Origin of the sequence: Atopomonas sediminilitoris (assembly GCF_022601735.1) — a bacterium.
Taxonomy (GTDB): Bacteria; Pseudomonadota; Gammaproteobacteria; order Pseudomonadales; family Pseudomonadaceae; genus Atopomonas; species Atopomonas sediminilitoris.
In genome coordinates, this window is sequence record NZ_JAKUMM010000003.1 from 382,876 (window position 1) to 400,259 (window position 17,384).

The following is a 17,384-nucleotide window of genomic DNA, read 5'->3' on the forward strand; positions in this document are numbered from 1 at the left end:
TGCGTCCTTAGCCTGCGCGAAAAATCAGATAGTCTTCCCAGTCGTCTTCAGCCACTTGGGTTTCGCTGAGCATACGCCCGCTTTGCGAAATGCGCGCCCCGTGCACCGCTTCTGGATCGCCGCAGATCAGATGATGCCATGGCAGCAAGTCTTTACCTTCAGCCACCAAGCGATAGGCGCAGGTTGGCGGTAGCCACTTGAATTGATCGGCCTCGGCGGCAGTCAGCTGGATGCAGTCCGGCACGTGGGCACGGCGATTGGCGTAGTCGGTGCAGCGGCAACTGGTGGTATCCAACAACTTGCAGGCGATGCGGGTGTAGTACACGCCACCGTCTTCTTCGTCTTCCAGCTTTTGCAGGCAGCACAAGCCGCAGCCGTCACACAAGGACTCCCACTCATCCTGATCCAGCTGGGCGAGCGGTTTACGTTTCCAGAAAGGTTCGACCTTGGCTGCCATCACATCCACCCACGGCTAGAAAACGCGGCAGTCTACCGGCGCGCAGCCCACTCGCCAACTGCCCACTCCGCGTGCATGCGACAACCGGTCACATTCCCCTAGGGCAAGGTTTATCGAAAATGGATAAGGTTATAACTAATGGGATTAAAAAATGTTCCGACGCAAAGCACTCGTCAGCGCCTGCCTGCTGGCTACCTCACCGTGGCTAAGCGCACACGCCCAAGATGAGCAGACCCGCACCGTCGACGGCAGCGCCCCCCTGGTCATTCAATACAAAGCCAGCCCCAGCAACGCACGCCCAAGCGCCAAAGCCGCAGCACCGATCAGCGACGCCGCCGCCTGGCTGCGCAGCCGCCCTGAGGTGTCGTTTAGCCGCATGGGCGGGCATGGCTTAGACCCCGTCGTGCGCGGCCAAAGCCAGCAACGCCTAAGCACCCGCTTAGACGGCAGCAGCGTGCAAAACGCCTGCCCCAATCGCATGGACCCGGCCACCAGCTACGCCAGCCCCAATTTGTATGACCAACTGACCGTCATCGACGGCGGCAGCAGCGTAGCCTACAGCGGTGCCAGTGGCGCGCAACTGCTCTATGAGCGCAGCCGGCCGCACTTTAACCAAGCCGACGTACAGGGCAAGCTCGGCGCCAGCTACAGCAACAACGGCGTCAACAAGCAGACTTGGGCAGACTTAGCCGCCGGCGGCCAACAAGGCTATCTGCGTCTACAAGGCAGCCATGATGAGCTAGGCGACTATCACGACGGCGACGGCAACCGCGTGCGCTCGGCCGCCGATTACACCACCGGCTATGCCGCCTTGGGCTTAACCCCCAACGAAGATATATGGCTTGAACTCAGTGGCGAGGCCGTGCGCGGCGAAGACATCAAGTACGCAGGCGCCGGTATGGATGCACCGCAAGCGGACGCCGACATTCTGCGCTTACGCGGCAGCGTGCAGTTGCATCAAGGCTGGTTCCATCAGGTCAACGGCGAGCTGTATCAAAGCCGCGCCAATCATGCGATGGACAACTACTCACTGCGCACACCCGCCAGCATGAAGATGCTCACCACCTCCAGTGCTGATGTCTGGGGCGGGCGCTTATCCGGCATCAGCCACCTTGAACGCGGCAAGCTGACCTTAGGCCTTGACCACGAAAACACCCGCAAGCAGGCCGACTCGTTCAGCGGCATGACCGCGATGACGCCCAGCGACCCGAGCACCTTGCAATACCTGACATGGCCCGACGCCGAGCTTGAGCAAACTGGCCTGTTTGCCGAGTGGGAGCAGCGCCTAGCCCAGCAACGCACATTTAAAGCCGGCTTGCGCGCTGAGCACTTTAGCGCCAGCGCCCATGATGGCGACCGTGCCCTGCGTATCGGCATGGCGGATCGCACACCGGATAACGTCTACCGTGCGGTATACGGCGATGACAGCAAGCGCAGCAGCACGTGGGACCTCGGCGGCTTCTTGCGTTTGGAGCAACAGCTCGACGCCCACCGCGTGTACGGCAACCTAAGCTCAACCGTGCGCCAGCCGGATGCCACCGAGCTGTACATCACGCGCCTACCCAACAGTGCGATGCCCGGCATGGTGATGAACGGCATGGAAAGCTGGGTCGGCAACCCCAACCTGAAATCTGAACGCCACAACCAGTTTGAACTCGGACTCGACAATAGCGGCCGCAGCGGTTATCGCGTGAGCGCGTTTTACGACCGTGTCAGCGATTACATTTTGCGCGACCGCGCGCGCGGGCAAGACGGCGTTCTGGTCAACAACACCAGCCTGACCATATACCGCAATGTCGACGCGATGCTGACCGGCGTTGAGGGCAGCGTGTGGCAACAACTCGGCGCGTGGAAGCTCGACGCCGGTTTGGCTTACACCTACGGGCGCAATCTCGACACCGATCGCCCGCTGGCGCAAATCGCGCCACTGGAGGGCAATGTTGGTGCTAGCTGGCAGCAGGCAGCGCTCACGCTTCAGGCGGTCAGTCGTTTTGCGGCACGGCAGACGCGCGTCGACGACGACACGCAAACCGGCAGCGCACAAGATGCCGGTGAAAGCTCGGGCTGGATCACCCTTGACCTGAGCGCCAGCTATGCCTTGAGCAAAGACCTCACCGTCGCCACCGGTGTCGACAACCTGTTCGACCGCACCTATGCCTATCACGTCAGTCGCGCCAATGTGGACCCGTTTAATCCGCAAGCGGTGCGCGTCAACGAGCCAGGCCGTAGCGTGTGGTTAAAAACCCAGTGGCAGTTCTAAAGCAGCGCAAAACGCGCTAACGCGATACGACAAACCAACAACCGCGCCGCTGACTGCGGCGCGTGTTGTTACACAACCAGTCACCGCCTTACAGCGGATCGTTCATCCGCAGCAGCTCTTCGGGCAGGTGTTCGATGTACTCGTCTTCAGCAGGCGGCATTTGTAGGTGAAAGCCCTGCTTGGCGATGTTATCCAGCACCACCGTGCTGTCTTCACGCGCCAACTTGCGCTCCGGCGTCAGCAGCATATCGAGCACGTGTTGCGTGCCGCCAAAGGCTTTGAGCAACGCCTCCGGCACTTTCTCGAGGCCGCCGCGCTTGTCCACGTAGAGGTACATCTCGTTCTTTTTGCGCGATTTATAAATCGAAATAATGCGTTTTTCACTCATACCACTTCACCTTCAAGCTCGGCCAGCAAGCGCTCGCCAAGTAACTCTTTACGCCAGCCGCCAAAGTCAGCGGGCAACGTGTAATGACCGGTTTTATAACCACTGCGCAACAGGCCTTCTACCGCCCTTTTACGCAGCATGATTTCAGGCGCCATGCCTTGGGCCTCCGCCTCGGCTTTGCCAATGGCGCGCAAGCGTTTTAACAACCCAGTCACCTCCGGCCCCATCGGCGCTTCCAAGCTTGGCGGCCACTGTTCCTGCGGCAGCGCTTGAGCATCTGCAATAATTTTGAGCAGGGTTTCGCCATCCTGGCGCACGGTGCGCGGATGCATATCTTCTACCCGTGCCAAGGCCACCAAGTTGTCCGGCTGAAAACGCGCCAACGGCCACAGCGAGCGCTCGCGCAGCAAGCGATTACGCGCCTGATTCCGCCGGCGGGCTTCGGTTTCGCGCCAATGACACAGCTCACGCAGTACCGCTAATTGCTGCGGGCGCAGCTTCCACGCCAATTTGGCGTCTTGATAAGCCACACGCGGGTCTTTGTGCTCGCGGGCATTGGCCAACAAATCCGCGCCATCGCTCATCAACCACGCGCGCTTTTGCGCGGACAGCTGTTGTTCTAGGGCCTCGTACAGTTCAAATAAATGCAGGGTATCTTCGGCGGCATAGCTGATTTGCGTCGGGCTTAGCGGGCGCTGCAACCAGTCCGAACGGGTTTCCCCTTTGGGCAGCTCGAGCCCCAGCACACCGTGCACTAAGCGGGCATAGCCCATGGAGTGGCCTAAGCCTAAAAATGCTGCGGCTAATTGCGTATCAAATAAAGGCTCTGGCAGGGCATTGCACAGGCGCATTAAGACTTCTAAGTCTTCACTGCACGAATGCAGCACTTTCAGGGTGTCGGCGCTTTCTAGCCACGCCGCAAACGGCTGCCAGGCGCTGATCGGTAACGGGTCAAGCAGCCAAACCGTTTTACCATCGCTCAGCTGAATCAGCCCAGCCTCGGGGTAAAAGGTTTCGGTGCGCATAAATTCAGTGTCCAGCGCCAGCACCGGCAGTGTGTGCCAATGCGCGCACGCTGCGTTTAAAGCTTGATCGTCGGTGATCCAGCGAATATCCGTGGTCGCCACGGTGTTCTCCTTGAGGTTGTCAGTCAGCGCAACCGCCTAAATGGCAACGCCGCGTGTGCTAAGCATTGTCTATCCAAGCCCTACGCGCACGCAAAAAGCGGCGATTATACAGACTGCGCGGCACAAGACTTGCCCGCAGCGCGATGGCTGCTTAACCTTGAGCCCGCGCTATAACAACAATTCAATACCGCTTAAACCTCAAGGATGCCCCTATGCTGCGCGCGCTTGCTTACCTCGGTTTGCTGCTTTTAATTCCCGCCGGCTACCTCACGCTGACTCCCTCTCCCATCAACGCGGCCTACTGGCAAGCCCCCGTGGCGCCAGCGATGACAGGCGTGATGGAACCCAACGACACCCTGATGAAAGCTGAGCTCTTAGCGCTGGGGCAAATACACGGCCCCGAAGACACCGCTGTCGATAGCCAAGGCCGCGTTTATGCAGGACTCGAAGATGGCCGCATCATCCGTTTGGACGACCAAGGCCAAGCAACCGATTGGGTCAACACCGGAGGCCGCCCATTGGGCATGGACTTTGCCGCAGACGGCCACCTAATCGTGGCGGACGCGTGGAAGGGCTTACTGAAAATCAGTCCGCAAGGTGAGATCAGCGTGCTCAGCCAAGAGGCCGACGGCCTCGCCTTTGCGTTCACCGACGATCTAGATATCGCCAGCGACGGCAAGATTTACTTTTCCGATGCCTCGAGCAAATTCAACCAGCCAGACTACCTACTGGACTTGCTCGAAGCCCGTCCGCATGGCCGTCTGTTGATGTTCGATCCTGCAACAAACAGCACCAGCGTCTTGCTCGACGGCCTGTACTTCGCCAACGGTGTGGCCTTATCGCAAAACGAAGACTTTGTGCTGGTCAACGAAACCTACCGCTACCGCATCACCCGCTATTGGCTAAAGGGTGAACGTGCCGGCGAGAGCGAGGTGTTTATCGACAACCTGCCGGGCATGCCGGATAACCTGCAAGGCGACCGTGCTGGCACCTTCTGGGTTGCGTTACCGACACCACGCAAAGCCGATGCCGACTTTTTGCATCAGCATCCCTGGCTTAAAGAACAACTGGCCAAGCTGCCGCGCGCCTTTTGGCCTAAGGCGCAAAAATACGGTTTAGCCATCGCCCTCAACGAGCAAGGCGAGATCATTCACAGCCTGCACGATACCTCCGGCACGCACCTGCGCATGATCACCTCGGTTAAGCCAGTCGGCGACTACCTGTATTTCGGCAGTCTCGATAACGACCGCATCGGCAAGCTGCCCAAGCCCTAATCGGTTCGCCGGCAGCGCGAGTGTTAATTCGCGTTGTCGGCCAGTAACGCCTGCATTTGCTGCTCGACCTGCCCCATCAGCTCACGATAAGCCCGTCCGGGGTAATCGCGGCTATCCAGCGGCTGGCCAATATGCACTTCGACTTCTTGACCTAAGTTCAGCGCATGGCTGCCCGCCGGCAGTACTTTGTGCACGCCCTTAATCACCACCGGCACCACAATGGCCTCGGTTTGCGCGGCAAGCATAAAGCCGCCACGTTTAAGCGGCTGCAACTGCCCATTCGGGGAGCGCGTGCCCTCCGGCGCCATCCACAGCACGATGCCCTGCTCCATCAACGCCTTGGCTTTATCCAGATCACGCTTGGCCTGCTGACGATTGTCGCGGTCCAACGCGGGGTTATTGCAGGCGCGAATAGCGCGACCAAAAAAGGGAATTTTGTACAGCTCTTGCTTGGCCAGCATGCGCACTGAACCGGGCACGGCCACCAAGGTCATGGGAATATCGTAATGACTGGAGTGATTGCACATCAGCATGTAACGGCGGCCATCGTTGAAGTTGGGCACCTCACCAAAGCGCTGCCAGCGGATACCCACCAACTTGATCACCACCTCGGCCCAACCGTGCATGGCGCTGTCAGCGGTACGCTGACTAACCGGCCCAAACCAACTCAGCACAATCACCCGCGCGCAACACCACAAGGTGTACCCCACTGTGGCCAACTTGACCCACTGCCGCATCCACCAACCGGCACTTCGCACCATTACTGCGCTCCTTGAACACTCGCCACAGGCCTGCCCCTCAGACCCACAATGGGATTAGGATGTTCCCTACGCCGCCCACGACACAGGAATTGCACCGATGCCTTTGCTGCAACTGCTAAGCGCCGCCCAGTTGGTTAGCCACTTGGATGATCCACAGTGGGTCATTGTCGATTGCCGCTTCAGCTTAGAAGCCCCAGAGCGCGGCGCCCAAGCCTATCAACAAGGCCACATCCCCGGCAGCCATTACGCCCACTTGGATCGTGACCTTTCTAGCCCTGTTATCGCCGGAAAAACCGGACGCCACCCGCTCCCCACCCAAGCCCAGCTTGACGCCCTGTTTCAACGCTTAAACCTTGAGACTGATAGCCATGTCGTACTGTATGACGATGGCAACGGCGCCTTTGCCAGTCGTTTATGGTGGTTGCTGGCTTGGCAAGGCAAAACCCAGCTGTATCTACTTAACGGCGGCCTTGCCGCATGGCAAAAGGCAGGGCTTGCCCTGAGTCACGCGCTGCCCGAACAAGGACGCGGTCAATTTATCGGCCACGCACACAAGGATTGGTTAGTCAGCGCTGATACGCTGCAGCAGGCACTGCATAGCGAACAACGCCCTACCTTGCTAGACGCCCGTGCATTACCGCGCTTTCGCGGCGATGTCGAACCGCTCGACCCCGTGGCCGGGCACATCCCGCATGCGCAGTGCCTCCCCTTTACCGACAACCTCGACAGCGACGGTTATTGGTTACCCGCCGCCACCTTGCGCCAGCGCCTAGAGCCCTTAGCCGGTGATACGTCGGCCTGCGTCTGCTACTGCGGCTCAGGTGTCACCGCCTGCCACAACATTGCCGCCTTTGCCTTGGCTGGCCTTGCGCTACCGCGCTTATACGCCGGTTCTTGGAGCGAGTGGATTTGCGACTCACAGCGGCCAGTGGCGCGCGGTGACTAAACGGCTGCCCGCGCGGATGCTCTACTGTGATTGGGCCTAAGGCGACACCCGTCTTATTACGGCACTATCCAGTCACAGCACTATCCAATCACGGCACTATCTAATCACGGCACCGCCCAATCACAGCACTATCCAATCGCAGCACCGCCCAATCGCGGTGTTCTGCCGTGCGCGCAACCTCGCCCACTAGGCGGCGTCTCTCGCTGGCGGCGCTCCGTGCGCCTAGTGCTTAGTGTGTTCGCCAATTAGCTCAGCACACCTTTAATGATATTCAGTTTGGCTATATAGAAATAAACCAAAAGGAAAAATCAATTTAAAAACAGCCTGTTACAATCACATTGTATGACTTAACGTTAATTTGAGCGTGTAACCACGCTCCCGGCGGGGCACGATAAAAACATGCTGCCAGCACACTGACCCCGCCGGCGCTCTTGGAGGAGCTATGGGAGTTTCTGCTGAAGTCCTGTTACGTGAAGTCATTCGCCCCACCTTAAAATACCTCGACGTGTGCTCCAGCAGCGCCGAGGCCTTGCTGTTAGGCTCGGCCGCCTGTTTATCGCACCTCGGCGAGCATCCGGGGCGCTTTCAGTGTTTTGGCTTGTGGCAAGTGTCCAGCGAGCAGCATCGCAAACTGTGGGATGAGTTTCTCGCCCACGACCCTGATCTAGCCAGCCGCATTCGCGGCCTCGCCAGCCAGCACGCCTTTTTAGAAAACCCCGATTTAGAACTGTGCGTGAACTTGCGCTATGCCTGTGCCATCGCGTGGATGCATGTGGTATTTGCCGCGCGCGTGCCGTCACTCAATGCCGACTTAATCAGCTTGGCCAATACTTGGCGCAAGGTGTTTGCCCCCGAGGGCGAACCTCGTCAGTTCATGCGCGCCATGGCCGGCCTGCCGTTAACCGACCACGCGGCCTAAACAGCTCTAGAGCAAGGCCCCATGTCAGACTTGTTGTCGTAAAGCGGCTGACCTGAACCGGTGTAGCCGTTACACTGGAGGCACTACAACAACAAGAAATAAGTACCTCACTATGACCTCAGTGCATACCGCGCTGCCGGCGGAGCTTTCGCTACTGCTGGTGGATGATCACAGGATTTACCTCGACGGCTTAGCCTTTGCCCTGCGCGAGCTGACAGCAAACACCCTGATTGACACCGTCACCAGCGCGCAACAGGCGCGCGAAAAACTGGCGCAGCATGATTACGACTTAGTGCTGTTAGATGTGAACCTGCCAGACGAGTCGGGCTTGAGCTTGCTGCGCAGCTTGCAGGCGCAGTCAATCGCCAGCCCTGTCGCTATGCTCAGCGCCAGCGACTCAGGGTTAGACATGCAACAAGCGCTCAAAGCCGGCGCACTGGGTTTTATCTCTAAGAGCGCTGACGGCGCGGTACTGCGTGAGCAAATCACCCGCCTATTGCTGGGCGAAAGCTTACCCACGCCAAAGCCGCTGCCGGCCAGTAACGGCCCTACTCCGCGACAATTAGAAATCCTGCAACTGTTGGCCGAAGGCATGCCGAATAAGCTGATCAGTCGCCAGCTGAATATCTCTGAAGACACCATCAAGACCCATCTCAAGGCCTTGTTCCAACTGCTAGACGTACACAACCGCACCGCCTGCGTGAATGCGGCTCGCGATCGCGGCTGGCTTTAAACCTCTCTCGCTTTACACCTCCAGGGATGGCGTCGTCATGCCTTGGCGCGCGTGCAAACCGCGCGCAATCGCTTGGCGCAAACGCGCCGGCATCACCGGCTTGGCCAACAAGGCCACATGAGCATGGGCGGCACGCTCAGACAGCGCGGGCGTTACCTCGGCGGTAATCAACAAGGCCGGTAGCATTTGCCCCACTTGTTCGCGCAACTGCTCCAACACTTGCAAGCCATCCAGCGCCAAGCCCAAACGAAAGTCGCTTAGCAGCATGTCCACCGGATGATTTTGCAAAGCCTGCTGCGCGCTGATTAAGTCCGTGCATGGGAGCACCTGACACCCCCAACGCGACAATAAACCCACCAGCGCCTCACGCCCTGCCTCATCATCCTCAATCAGCAAGACACAGCCTTGCAGGCCGCTAGGCGTCTGCGCCACGGCCACCTCGTGCGCGGGTGCGGCCAGTGCTGGCAACCACAAACGAAAACAGCTGCCACTGCCGGGCGCCGAGTCAAGTTGTAACGGATGAGCCAATAACTGCGCCAATTGCTGCACGATGGCCAGCCCCAAGCCCAACCCACGCTCGGCTAAACGTCCGGGATTATTGAGTTGGCGGAACTCCTCAAACACTTGCGCTTGCTCATCAACGCTAAGCCCGCGGCCATCATCACGCACGCGTATTTCAATTTGATCTTCCGCCGCCACGTGCGCAGACAACAACAGCAAACGGGCATCGGCGTGACGCAAGGCGTTGCTCAGCAAGTTACGTAGCAGCCGCTCGAACAACGCCGCGTCCGTCAGCACCCACAGGTTTTCAGGGCAATCAAGGCGCAGCACCGTACTGCCGGCTTCGTCTTGGTGTTCATGCAGCAAGCGTGCGAGAAAGGGCCGCACTTCAAGTGCGGCGCGCTGCACGCTCAGCTGCCCCGGCAAGGTGAGCCGCGTGAAATCCAGCAGTGATTGCAGCATGCGCCCCAACTGGCCGACCGACTCGCGCAGACGCTGACTGATTTTTTGCGTGGTGGCATCTGGGTGCAGCTCGCTTAAATGTTCGGCGTACAAGCCCATGGCATTCAGCGGCTGACGCAAGTCATGGCTAGCGGCGGCTAACAAGCGCAGTTTGCGCGCGTTTTCGGTTTCTGCCTGCTCGCGGGCTAACTCCAACAAGCGCAGGTTTAACCAACTGCTGCGCAAGCTGTGCTCCAACAAGTAGCTACCAAAACTGCCGATCAAATTAACGCAGCCCAAAAACAAACCTTGGTAAGCCAAGACATCGGCCGGCACGTCAAAGAATCGGCCCAAGATAAGGAAAACCGCCAGCTGCAACCAAGACAAGCTCACGGTCAAACGCCACGGCATACCGAGCAAAAAGTAGCCGTAGCAGAACAGCAAAAACATACCGTCGTAGGGCAGATTCACCCCCTGACTGATGTTGAGATAGATCACGGCGATGATCGATAAACCGGAGATCAGATAAGCCGCACCATAGGCGGCCCACGACCATGCCGTCCCCACCCGCTCGCTGATCATTAGCGGATAGCACAGTAGAAGGCCGACAAAAGCCGCGATGCGCAGCGGCAAGGTCATCCAGCCCAAAGGCGTCATGAAGAAATCGAGCAAGGCGTACGCCAGCACAAACACCACCGCGCTGCCGGCCACCCAAGGTAGCTGGCGACGCACGCGGGTCAGGTGGTAGTGATCAAACGCGGACTCTAAGGCGCCCTGAAAACGCAGGGCAATGTGGCCGCGCTGCTGCTGTGCCAACAAAGCCCGTTCTTGCAGGGCCAACGCCCCTTGCGTTAACACGGCGCGACCTGCGGCGCAGAGATGTTATGAGGCGGGCGAAGACGCGTCCGGCTCGTCGGTGGGATCATTGAATGCATCATAGGTTTCAACCTTGTGCCACTGCTCTTCTGAAAACCACTGTTGGCGTAACTTCTGCTGAGCCTGAACTTGATCTTGCTCGGCCATACCCGCCGCGCGCAACCGTGCCAGCTCTTGGCGATACTGCTGATACTGACCATCCCACGCTTGTTCGGCGCGCTGCTCTTGCAGCATAGCCTCAACCACCTTGGGCTCATAATGCTGGCTTAAAAACGCGCGCACTTGGCCTTCATCCGTCTTGCTCGCCATCAAGCTGCGAGCTTGTTCCTCAACGGCCAAGGCTTGCATTTGTTTGCTCTGACTGGCCTGCATGGCCGCAGGTAAGGCGGCGCGCAAGGCCTCTTCACGCAGCTGCTTATCGGCGTCAGACAAGTCCTCGCGCTGCTGCAGCGCCATCACGCCTAAGGTGTACCGCGAGTACGCTTCCTCAGCACCGAAAAACCCTTCCACTGCGGCAGGGCTAAAATGTTCACGGCGCAAGTTATCTAGCGCTTGCAGGCCCTGTTTTAACGCCCCCAACTGGTCTTGCGGGTTGTTTTGCTGCGCCGCCGTCAACGGCTGACTGAGCAAGGCAATGCTGGCTTCTTTGTAGGCCAAATAATCGCCGAGCACATTCACAAACTGGCTGAGCGCGGGCTCCTGCAGGCGTTGTTTGGCGTCAGCCATCATGGCAGCGACGGCGGCATCGATGCCGGCCTCGTCCGCTGCACTGAGAAAATAATCAATGTAATCGCGCACACCCAACTGCATTTGCAGATTGCCATTGGCGTCCAGCAACAGCTCACCGTCCACTTCGGTATCCGCCATACCGGCCACTAACGGGCCTTGTTGGGCGGGGGTGGCCGTCATTTGCTTACGTTCAGGGGCAATCGCTTGCGGCGCTGACGGCTTGTCTAGCGGCGCGAGTGGCGCAGGCGTGTGCACTGCCAATGGCTTAGAAGCTTCTGGCCATTGCCAATACAGCATGCCGGCGACCGTGATCGCCGCCACGGCCAAACCACCGAACCACAATGCGCGCTGTACTGTTGGGGTACTCATAAGCTCTGTTCACTCTCCTGAGAAAAAGCCTTAGTTAAAAAACCACGGCGCAGACCATCAACTGTCTGCGCCGTGAGTAGACGAGGGACGTTTATAACCCTCGACTTTTTAAGCGATTAGCATGTTGGCGATACAAGCTGACGGGACTGGTCCAGCCACGCAAACCTAACAAGTGGTTGATGGCATCCCCATGATTCATCGCGTAATCCGTGCCGATCACCTTGCCGAGCTTCGTGGAGCACGTCCCGACCATGGCATCGCTCGACTCGCGACCGAACACACTGCCAGCCGTGGCAAAGAAATAGTCCAACGGATCAAACGGATTGGTAAAGCGCGAGCGCCCTGTCCATGAAAAGAATTGCACCGAATGCCCCAGCACCGATTCCACCTCTGACCCCGTGCCGCACTGCGCGTAGTTGCCCACGCCCCAAGGATGACGCGCGTTGATCGCGGCGCTCTCAGGGCTGGACAAACTGCGCAAGGACTCGGTAAAGCTTTGCGGATGATCGGCCCCAGACAAACCATTGATGATTTTGCCCACCGCGCTGACCAAGGCATTCATCGCGCTTTGCGACAAGCTACCGGCAGGCGCAATACCTAGCACCACGTCGGCCACTTTCGAGCCATGGTTAACCCCATCCACCGAGGTGATTGAGGCGACCAATTCCGGCCGCAGCGCCATGGCAATCCGCGCCGTAGGCGAGCCTTGGCTATGACCGATGATATTGACCTTACCGCCACCAGCCTGCGCCCACGGCGCGATCTGCTTGGCCAGTTCAGCGCCACGCTGATAGCTGTTATTGAATGACGCCACGCTGGCGACATGCACGCGAGCCCCATCACGCTCGAGGTTCCACGGCACGGTATAGAAGTAATTAACCAAGCCACCGATGGAGTCAAAGCCGGCGATGCCATGCACCAGCACAATCGGATACTTAGTTTGGGTATAGGTGCCGGCCTGAGCGGTGCTCAGGCTCAGCAGGCCGGTTAAGACCAAGGTAACGCAGGTGAGTAAACGCATGTGTGAGGCTTCCCATTGTTGTGATTATAGGGGTGTGCGGCACTGCCTAAAGCCTGCCCCGAGTCTAGGCAGCCCCAGTCAGCACCACATCACCCGGACGGGGGATGCCCGCCCCTCACCCAACAAAGGTTGGCCCAACCGTTTACAGGCCCTTACCCTTCAAACGGTTAGCGTGTTGACGGTACAAGCTCACCGGATCAGTCCAGCCACGCAGCCCCAGCAAATGGTTCACCGCATCGGCATGGTTAAGGTGATAGCTGTCACCCAGCACTTGTCCCAAGTAAGTCGAACACACGCCCACCAAACCATCGCTCTTCTCCTTACCCCAGAACACTAGGCCGGTGATATTGAGGAACGGATCGCTCACGTCGAGGATGTTGGTGCCGCTGTTATCGCCAGTCCATGAGTAATAGCGAATGCTATGGCCGCGCACGTTTTGCACTTCGCTCGACTTCGCGCAGTAGCTGCTGCTATTCACGCCCCAAGGGTGACGGCTGTTCAGCGCTGCGGTGCCCGAACTGGTCAGGGTTTTCAGCGCTGCCAAACCGCTTTGCTGATGCTGGGCACCTGAAAGCACGTTAATGAAGCCGCCCACAGCATTGGCGATCGCCGCCGCGCCGCCTTCGATCCAGCTGCCTGCTGGCACCGCGCCACGAATCACATCCGCCACGCGCGAGCCTTTGTTAACACCGTTGACTGAGGTGACCGAAGCCACCAAATCAGGCCGCAGCGACGCTGCTACACGCGATGTCGGCGAGCCTTGGCTGTGACCGATCAGGTTGACTTTACCGCCACCGGCTTGCGCCCAAGACACGATTTGCTGCGCCAATACCGCACCGCGCTGCTCGCTATCATTCAGCGCTGAAACACTGGCCACATGGACGCGAGCGCCATCACGCTCAAGATTCCAAGGCACCGTATGGAAATAACCAATCAGCCCACCTACCGAATCAAAACCGGTCACCCCGTGCACCAGCACGATTGGGTATTTGGTTTGAGTGTAGGTACCGGCTTGCACCAAAGGTGCTGCCATGAGTGTCATTGCGGTAAGACCCGCGGCCAACAGATGTCGCATATGAGGTTGCCTCCAATGTTCTTGTTTTTGTTGTGGGTACGGCAGGCCTTAAGACACTCTTGGCTCAAGGCACCCACGACCAACATAGAACGCTTACTGCAAGCAACCTATCGCCCGGATGGGTGAAAAACATTTTTTAACGAACAAACGCACAATTTGCGCCGCGCACGAGGCAACACAACTGCTACGCAAAGTGACAACCATGCCAAGAGCCGCGTTTAGTTAACGCGCACTAGGCCGAGCAACGCGCAAAAGCCAACGCCAACCAGCGCTGATAAAACCCCTCAGCCACATGATTCAGCGCGGCCAATTTGCTCGCTAGCCCGTGATGCTGTTGCTCGACGCTTTGCTGGGAGGGCTGCGAGGGATCGATCAAATCAGCCCAATCGCGCGTCCAGCGGGCAAACAAGGATTCGGTCATTTCCGGATGCCCCTGCAACGCCAGCACATGCTCACCGTAGGCAAAGCCTTGATTGGCGCAATGTGCGCTGGCCATCAACGGCGTGGCGCCGGCGGGGATATCGAAGGTGTCGCTGTGCCATTGGTAAACCACAAACTCATCCGCCACATGGGCCAGCCAAGGACTGTTTTGAGCATGTGGGTGACGTGTCACTGGATGCCAACCAATCTCCGTGTGCGGCATGCGCTGTACCGCAGCACCCAGTGCTTGCGCGAGTAGCTGACCACCCAAACAGTGGCCAATGATTGGCGTGCCGCGCTCGATCCAAAACTGCAGCGCAGCCACTTCATCGGCCAACCACGGCAACGGATCATTCACGCTCATCGGCCCGCCCATCACCGCTACCGCTTTGGGTTCGCTAAAGTCTAGGTGCGCCAGTTCGCCAAGATGAACGCGCACAATGCGGAAACTAACTCCCTCGCGCTGCAGCACCGCCTCTAAGTGCCCGGGCGAACAAAACTCAACATGCGTCAGAATGACCACATCAACCGGCGCATACTGCTCAGCCTTGCCCATCGTAAACCTCCGCAACCTAACCTCCTTCAGGCTGCCAGAGCTCAGGGCGACTTGTACAGGTCAGGCGTCGCGCCAATGCTGCTTGAGAAAATTGGCCAAGCGCTGCAGGGCGATATCCGCGGCGAGCAGTACACCGGCTTGCGCTTGAAACACATGCCAATAATCCGCGTAGCGCTCCAGCACCACCTCATTACCTGCGGCGAGCAAAGCTTGATGCATGCGTAAGCTATCGTTGAGGAGAATTTCATCCTCCCCCACTTGAATCATGACCGGCGGTAAAGCCGCCAACTGCTCGGCCCCCGCAAATACCGGCGACACCAAAGGATCATTCAGCTGCGCTGGCGCACAATAATCGGCGCTGGCTTGCGCAACCCAACGCACATTGAGCAAGGGGTCACCGGCCGGCGGTTGATGTAACTGCTGGCGCGAGGCATCCGTCAGCGGCGACAAGGTCAGCAACGCAGCTGGCTGGGGCAAGCCCTGTCGTTGCAAACGCAGCGCACACGTCAAGGCCAAGTTGCCGCCCGCCGAATCACCAGCAATGGCCAACTGTTCAGGCTTAAACCCCTGCGCCAACAAGGCTTGGTAGGCCGCTACTGCGTCGTCCAAGCCGGCCGGGTATGGATGTTCTGGAGCTAAGCGGTAATCCAAGGCGTACACCGTGGCACCACTTAAGCGGGCCAAGTTAGCCGTGATACTGCGATGGGTGCGCGCGGAACCAATACAAAAAGCACCACCGTGCAAATACAGCACGGCACAAGGATTAGTCTGCGCTAAAGACAGCTGCTCGGCCGGCACCCCGCCAAGCGTTGTTGCACGTATCGAAACGCTACGCGGCACCTGCGAGGTTAAGGTTAATGCGCGCAGCCAAAAGCGCTGCCATGCCACCGGCATAGGCGGACGAATCACACTGCGAAACGCCAGCGTCAACAGACCACGAAAGCCCGCGCGCAACAGCCGCTGCGACCGAGGTAATTGATCGACCGCCGGCAACTCAAGCAAAGGTGCATTCATAATCATTCAGCTCCAAACGACGTGTTTGTCGGCGATAACTAAAGGTAAAACCGGGCCAGTTATTGGTCTGCTTACCGGATTCGTTGATGTACCAACTGCTGCAACCTTGCGCCCACACGGTGCCTTGCAAGGCCGCGGTCAAAGCTTGATTAAACTGCGCCTGCGGAGCCGCTTTGACCTCCAGCGTGCTAATCCCTAGACGCTGCATTTGCTCCAACGCGCTAAGCACATAGTTGAACTGACTCTCCAGCATATAAATGATGGAGCTATGCCCAAGATTGGTATTAGGACCATAGAGCAAGAAAAAGTTAGGAAAACCCGCCACCGTCAGGCCTTTAAATGCCTCCGCGCCACCACGCCAAGCCTGAGTTAACTCCAGCCCAGCACGGCCACGGATCTGCATCGGCGCAAGAAATTCCGTCGCGGCAAAACCTGTACCGTAGATCAACACATCCGCCACATGCTCGCGGCCGTCAGCCGTTTGTACGCCGTGCGGGGTGATCTGACTAATCGGCAAGGTTTCCAACGCGGCATTACTGCGCGTTAAAGCCGGGTAGTAATCATTGGAGATTAAAATCCGCTTACAGCCTAAGGGGTAGTCCGGTGTTAGCTTGGCCCGCAAATCTGCATCAGCCACCTGGCGCTGTAGATGCTGAGTAAACTGAAAACGCATGAATTTCATCAGCCATGGCCACTTCACAAAGGCCAGCGCCCGCGATTCGTGGGCCAAGTACTGCACCTTGCGTGATAAGCGCTGCCACCACGGCCACCGCTGCCAACGCTGCTGCTGAGCTTGCGTGTAGGCGATATCAGGTTTGGCAATCACATAGGGCGCCGTGCGCTGAAATACCGTCACATGGGCTGCCTGCTGCACAAGCTGCGGCACAAATTGGATGGCACTCGCCCCTGCACCAATCACCGCAACGCGCTTACCGCGCAAATCAACATCATGCCGCCACTGCGCGGAATGAAACGCCACACCAGCAAAGTGCTCCGCGCCAGTAATGGTCGGCCACGCCGGTCGATTAAGCTGGCCACACGCGCTCACCAACACCCGCGCAGAGACGGTGCTGCCGTCTAGCATCACCACCTGCCAACGCTGCTTGCCCTCATCGTAAATAGCCGATGCCACCTCACAGCCGGTATGGATATGCGAGCTCAAAGAAAAGCGCGTTACACAGGCTTTGATATAGGCATGTATTTCAGCTTGCGGCGCGTAGCGACGACTCCACGCGGTATTCGGCGCAAAGGAAAAAGAATACAGGTGCGAGGGCACATCACACGCCGCCCCGGGATAGGTGTTATCCCGCCAGCAACCACCAACCTCGGCTGCTTTCTCGACAATCGCAAAATCAGTACGACCTGTTTGCAACAAGCGAACACCTAAGCCGATACCGCCAAAGCCTGCACCGATAATCAGCACATCAACCTGACTTGGCAGCGAAGAAGTTGACGTCATGACCCACTCCATCACGGTAAGATGGACAGAGACTAACGTATACACTTGTATACGCCAA

The 17,384-nt window shown here is 58.4% G+C and carries 16 protein-coding genes; 5 read left to right on the forward strand and 11 right to left on the reverse strand.

Going from position 1 to position 17,384, the window contains the following annotated elements; translation table 11 throughout:
* Positions 1-7 precede the first annotated feature (7 nt).
* Entirely contained in the window at positions 8-457 is a 450-nt protein-coding gene (locus tag MKI83_RS06430; protein WP_241584142.1) for a YcgN family cysteine cluster protein, read from the reverse strand.
* A 151-nt stretch (positions 458-608) separates the two neighbouring features.
* On the opposite strand from MKI83_RS06430, the gene MKI83_RS06435 reads away from it, so the two are divergent.
* Positions 609-2,717: a TonB-dependent copper receptor gene (locus MKI83_RS06435; RefSeq protein WP_241584144.1), complete on the forward strand. Its 2,109-nt coding sequence runs from the start codon at positions 609-611 to the stop codon at positions 2,715-2,717.
* Positions 2,718-2,805: 88 nt separating this feature from the next.
* Here the strand turns inward: MKI83_RS06435 and MKI83_RS06440 are convergent, their stop codons facing one another.
* Positions 2,806-3,105: a YcgL domain-containing protein gene (locus MKI83_RS06440; protein ID WP_241584146.1), complete on the reverse strand. Its 300-nt coding sequence runs from the start codon at positions 3,103-3,105 to the stop codon at positions 2,806-2,808.
* The gene (gene rnd / locus MKI83_RS06445) at positions 3,102-4,232 is read right to left on the reverse strand and encodes a ribonuclease D (RefSeq protein WP_241584147.1); all 1,131 of its coding nucleotides are present in this window, start codon (positions 4,230-4,232) and stop codon (positions 3,102-3,104) included. Before rnd ends, MKI83_RS06440 begins: the two co-directional genes overlap by 4 nt.
* Before the next feature lie 212 nt (positions 4,233-4,444).
* Between rnd and MKI83_RS06450 the strand changes: the two genes are divergently transcribed.
* Positions 4,445-5,506, forward strand: coding sequence for an SMP-30/gluconolactonase/LRE family protein (locus MKI83_RS06450; RefSeq protein WP_370867360.1), 1,062 nt, complete (start codon positions 4,445-4,447; stop codon positions 5,504-5,506).
* A gap of 23 nt (positions 5,507-5,529) precedes the next feature.
* On the opposite strand, the gene MKI83_RS06455 is transcribed toward MKI83_RS06450, so the two are convergent.
* Complete coding sequence (locus MKI83_RS06455; protein WP_241584149.1) at positions 5,530-6,267, reverse strand: lysophospholipid acyltransferase family protein; 738 nt, start codon at positions 6,265-6,267, stop codon at positions 5,530-5,532.
* 97 nt (positions 6,268-6,364) lie between these two features.
* On the opposite strand from MKI83_RS06455, the gene MKI83_RS06460 reads away from it, so the two are divergent.
* From MKI83_RS06460 to MKI83_RS06470, 3 genes are all read left to right on the forward strand, one after another.
* On the forward strand, positions 6,365-7,213 hold the full coding sequence (locus MKI83_RS06460) for a sulfurtransferase (protein ID WP_241584151.1): 849 nt from the start codon (positions 6,365-6,367) through the stop codon (positions 7,211-7,213).
* A gap of 442 nt (positions 7,214-7,655) precedes the next feature.
* On the forward strand, positions 7,656-8,132 hold the full coding sequence (locus MKI83_RS06465; protein ID WP_241584153.1) for a hypothetical protein: 477 nt from the start codon (positions 7,656-7,658) through the stop codon (positions 8,130-8,132).
* 112 nt (positions 8,133-8,244) lie between these two features.
* Complete coding sequence (locus MKI83_RS06470; RefSeq protein WP_241584155.1) at positions 8,245-8,865, forward strand: response regulator; 621 nt, start codon at positions 8,245-8,247, stop codon at positions 8,863-8,865.
* Between the two features lie 12 nt (positions 8,866-8,877).
* On the opposite strand, the gene MKI83_RS06475 is transcribed toward MKI83_RS06470, so the two are convergent.
* The 7 genes from MKI83_RS06475 to MKI83_RS06505 form a co-directional block, all read right to left on the reverse strand.
* Positions 8,878-10,665, reverse strand: coding sequence for a hybrid sensor histidine kinase/response regulator (locus tag MKI83_RS06475; RefSeq protein WP_241584156.1), 1,788 nt, complete (start codon positions 10,663-10,665; stop codon positions 8,878-8,880).
* Between the two features lie 24 nt (positions 10,666-10,689).
* Positions 10,690-11,781, reverse strand: coding sequence for a lipase secretion chaperone (locus tag MKI83_RS06480; RefSeq protein WP_241584158.1), 1,092 nt, complete (start codon positions 11,779-11,781; stop codon positions 10,690-10,692).
* 91 nt (positions 11,782-11,872) lie between these two features.
* Positions 11,873-12,802 carry a lipase family alpha/beta hydrolase gene (locus MKI83_RS06485; RefSeq protein WP_241584160.1) on the reverse strand — a complete coding sequence of 310 codons (930 nt, stop codon included), beginning with the start codon at positions 12,800-12,802 and terminating at the stop codon, positions 11,873-11,875.
* Between the two features lie 142 nt (positions 12,803-12,944).
* Entirely contained in the window at positions 12,945-13,835 is an 891-nt protein-coding gene (locus tag MKI83_RS06490; protein ID WP_241584162.1) for an esterase/lipase family protein, read from the reverse strand.
* Between the two features lie 274 nt (positions 13,836-14,109).
* The gene (locus MKI83_RS06495) at positions 14,110-14,853 is read right to left on the reverse strand and encodes a type 1 glutamine amidotransferase (protein ID WP_241584164.1); all 744 of its coding nucleotides are present in this window, start codon (positions 14,851-14,853) and stop codon (positions 14,110-14,112) included.
* Between the two features lie 60 nt (positions 14,854-14,913).
* Entirely contained in the window at positions 14,914-15,867 is a 954-nt protein-coding gene (locus tag MKI83_RS06500) for an alpha/beta hydrolase (RefSeq protein ID WP_241584166.1), read from the reverse strand.
* Positions 15,848-17,326, reverse strand: coding sequence for a flavin-containing monooxygenase (locus MKI83_RS06505; RefSeq protein WP_241584168.1), 1,479 nt, complete (start codon positions 17,324-17,326; stop codon positions 15,848-15,850). Before MKI83_RS06505 ends, MKI83_RS06500 begins: the two co-directional genes overlap by 20 nt.
* Positions 17,327-17,384: the final 58 nt, after the last annotated feature.

What these genes read in the sequence shown, in the direction of transcription:
- MKI83_RS06430 (WP_241584142.1), bottom strand. Translation starts at nt 457, where the DNA reads ATGGCAGCCAAGGTCGAACCTTTCTGGAAACGTAAACCGCTCGCCCAG.
- MKI83_RS06435 (WP_241584144.1), top strand. Translation starts at nt 609, where the DNA reads ATGTTCCGACGCAAAGCACTCGTCAGCGCCTGCCTGCTGGCTACCTCA.
- MKI83_RS06440 (WP_241584146.1), bottom strand. Translation starts at nt 3,105, where the DNA reads ATGAGTGAAAAACGCATTATTTCGATTTATAAATCGCGCAAAAAGAAC.
- MKI83_RS06450 (WP_370867360.1), top strand. Translation starts at nt 4,445, where the DNA reads ATGCTGCGCGCGCTTGCTTACCTCGGTTTGCTGCTTTTAATTCCCGCC.
- MKI83_RS06455 (WP_241584149.1), bottom strand. Translation starts at nt 6,267, where the DNA reads ATGGTGCGAAGTGCCGGTTGGTGGATGCGGCAGTGGGTCAAGTTGGCC.
- MKI83_RS06460 (WP_241584151.1), top strand. Translation starts at nt 6,365, where the DNA reads ATGCCTTTGCTGCAACTGCTAAGCGCCGCCCAGTTGGTTAGCCACTTG.
- MKI83_RS06465 (WP_241584153.1), top strand. Translation starts at nt 7,656, where the DNA reads ATGGGAGTTTCTGCTGAAGTCCTGTTACGTGAAGTCATTCGCCCCACC.
- MKI83_RS06470 (WP_241584155.1), top strand. Translation starts at nt 8,245, where the DNA reads ATGACCTCAGTGCATACCGCGCTGCCGGCGGAGCTTTCGCTACTGCTG.
- MKI83_RS06480 (WP_241584158.1), bottom strand. Translation starts at nt 11,781, where the DNA reads ATGAGTACCCCAACAGTACAGCGCGCATTGTGGTTCGGTGGTTTGGCC.
- MKI83_RS06485 (WP_241584160.1), bottom strand. Translation starts at nt 12,802, where the DNA reads ATGCGTTTACTCACCTGCGTTACCTTGGTCTTAACCGGCCTGCTGAGC.
- MKI83_RS06490 (WP_241584162.1), bottom strand. Translation starts at nt 13,835, where the DNA reads ATGGCAGCACCTTTGGTGCAAGCCGGTACCTACACTCAAACCAAATAC.
- MKI83_RS06495 (WP_241584164.1), bottom strand. Translation starts at nt 14,853, where the DNA reads ATGGGCAAGGCTGAGCAGTATGCGCCGGTTGATGTGGTCATTCTGACG.
- MKI83_RS06500 (WP_241584166.1), bottom strand. Translation starts at nt 15,867, where the DNA reads ATGAATGCACCTTTGCTTGAGTTGCCGGCGGTCGATCAATTACCTCGG.
- MKI83_RS06505 (WP_241584168.1), bottom strand. Translation starts at nt 17,326, where the DNA reads ATGACGTCAACTTCTTCGCTGCCAAGTCAGGTTGATGTGCTGATTATC.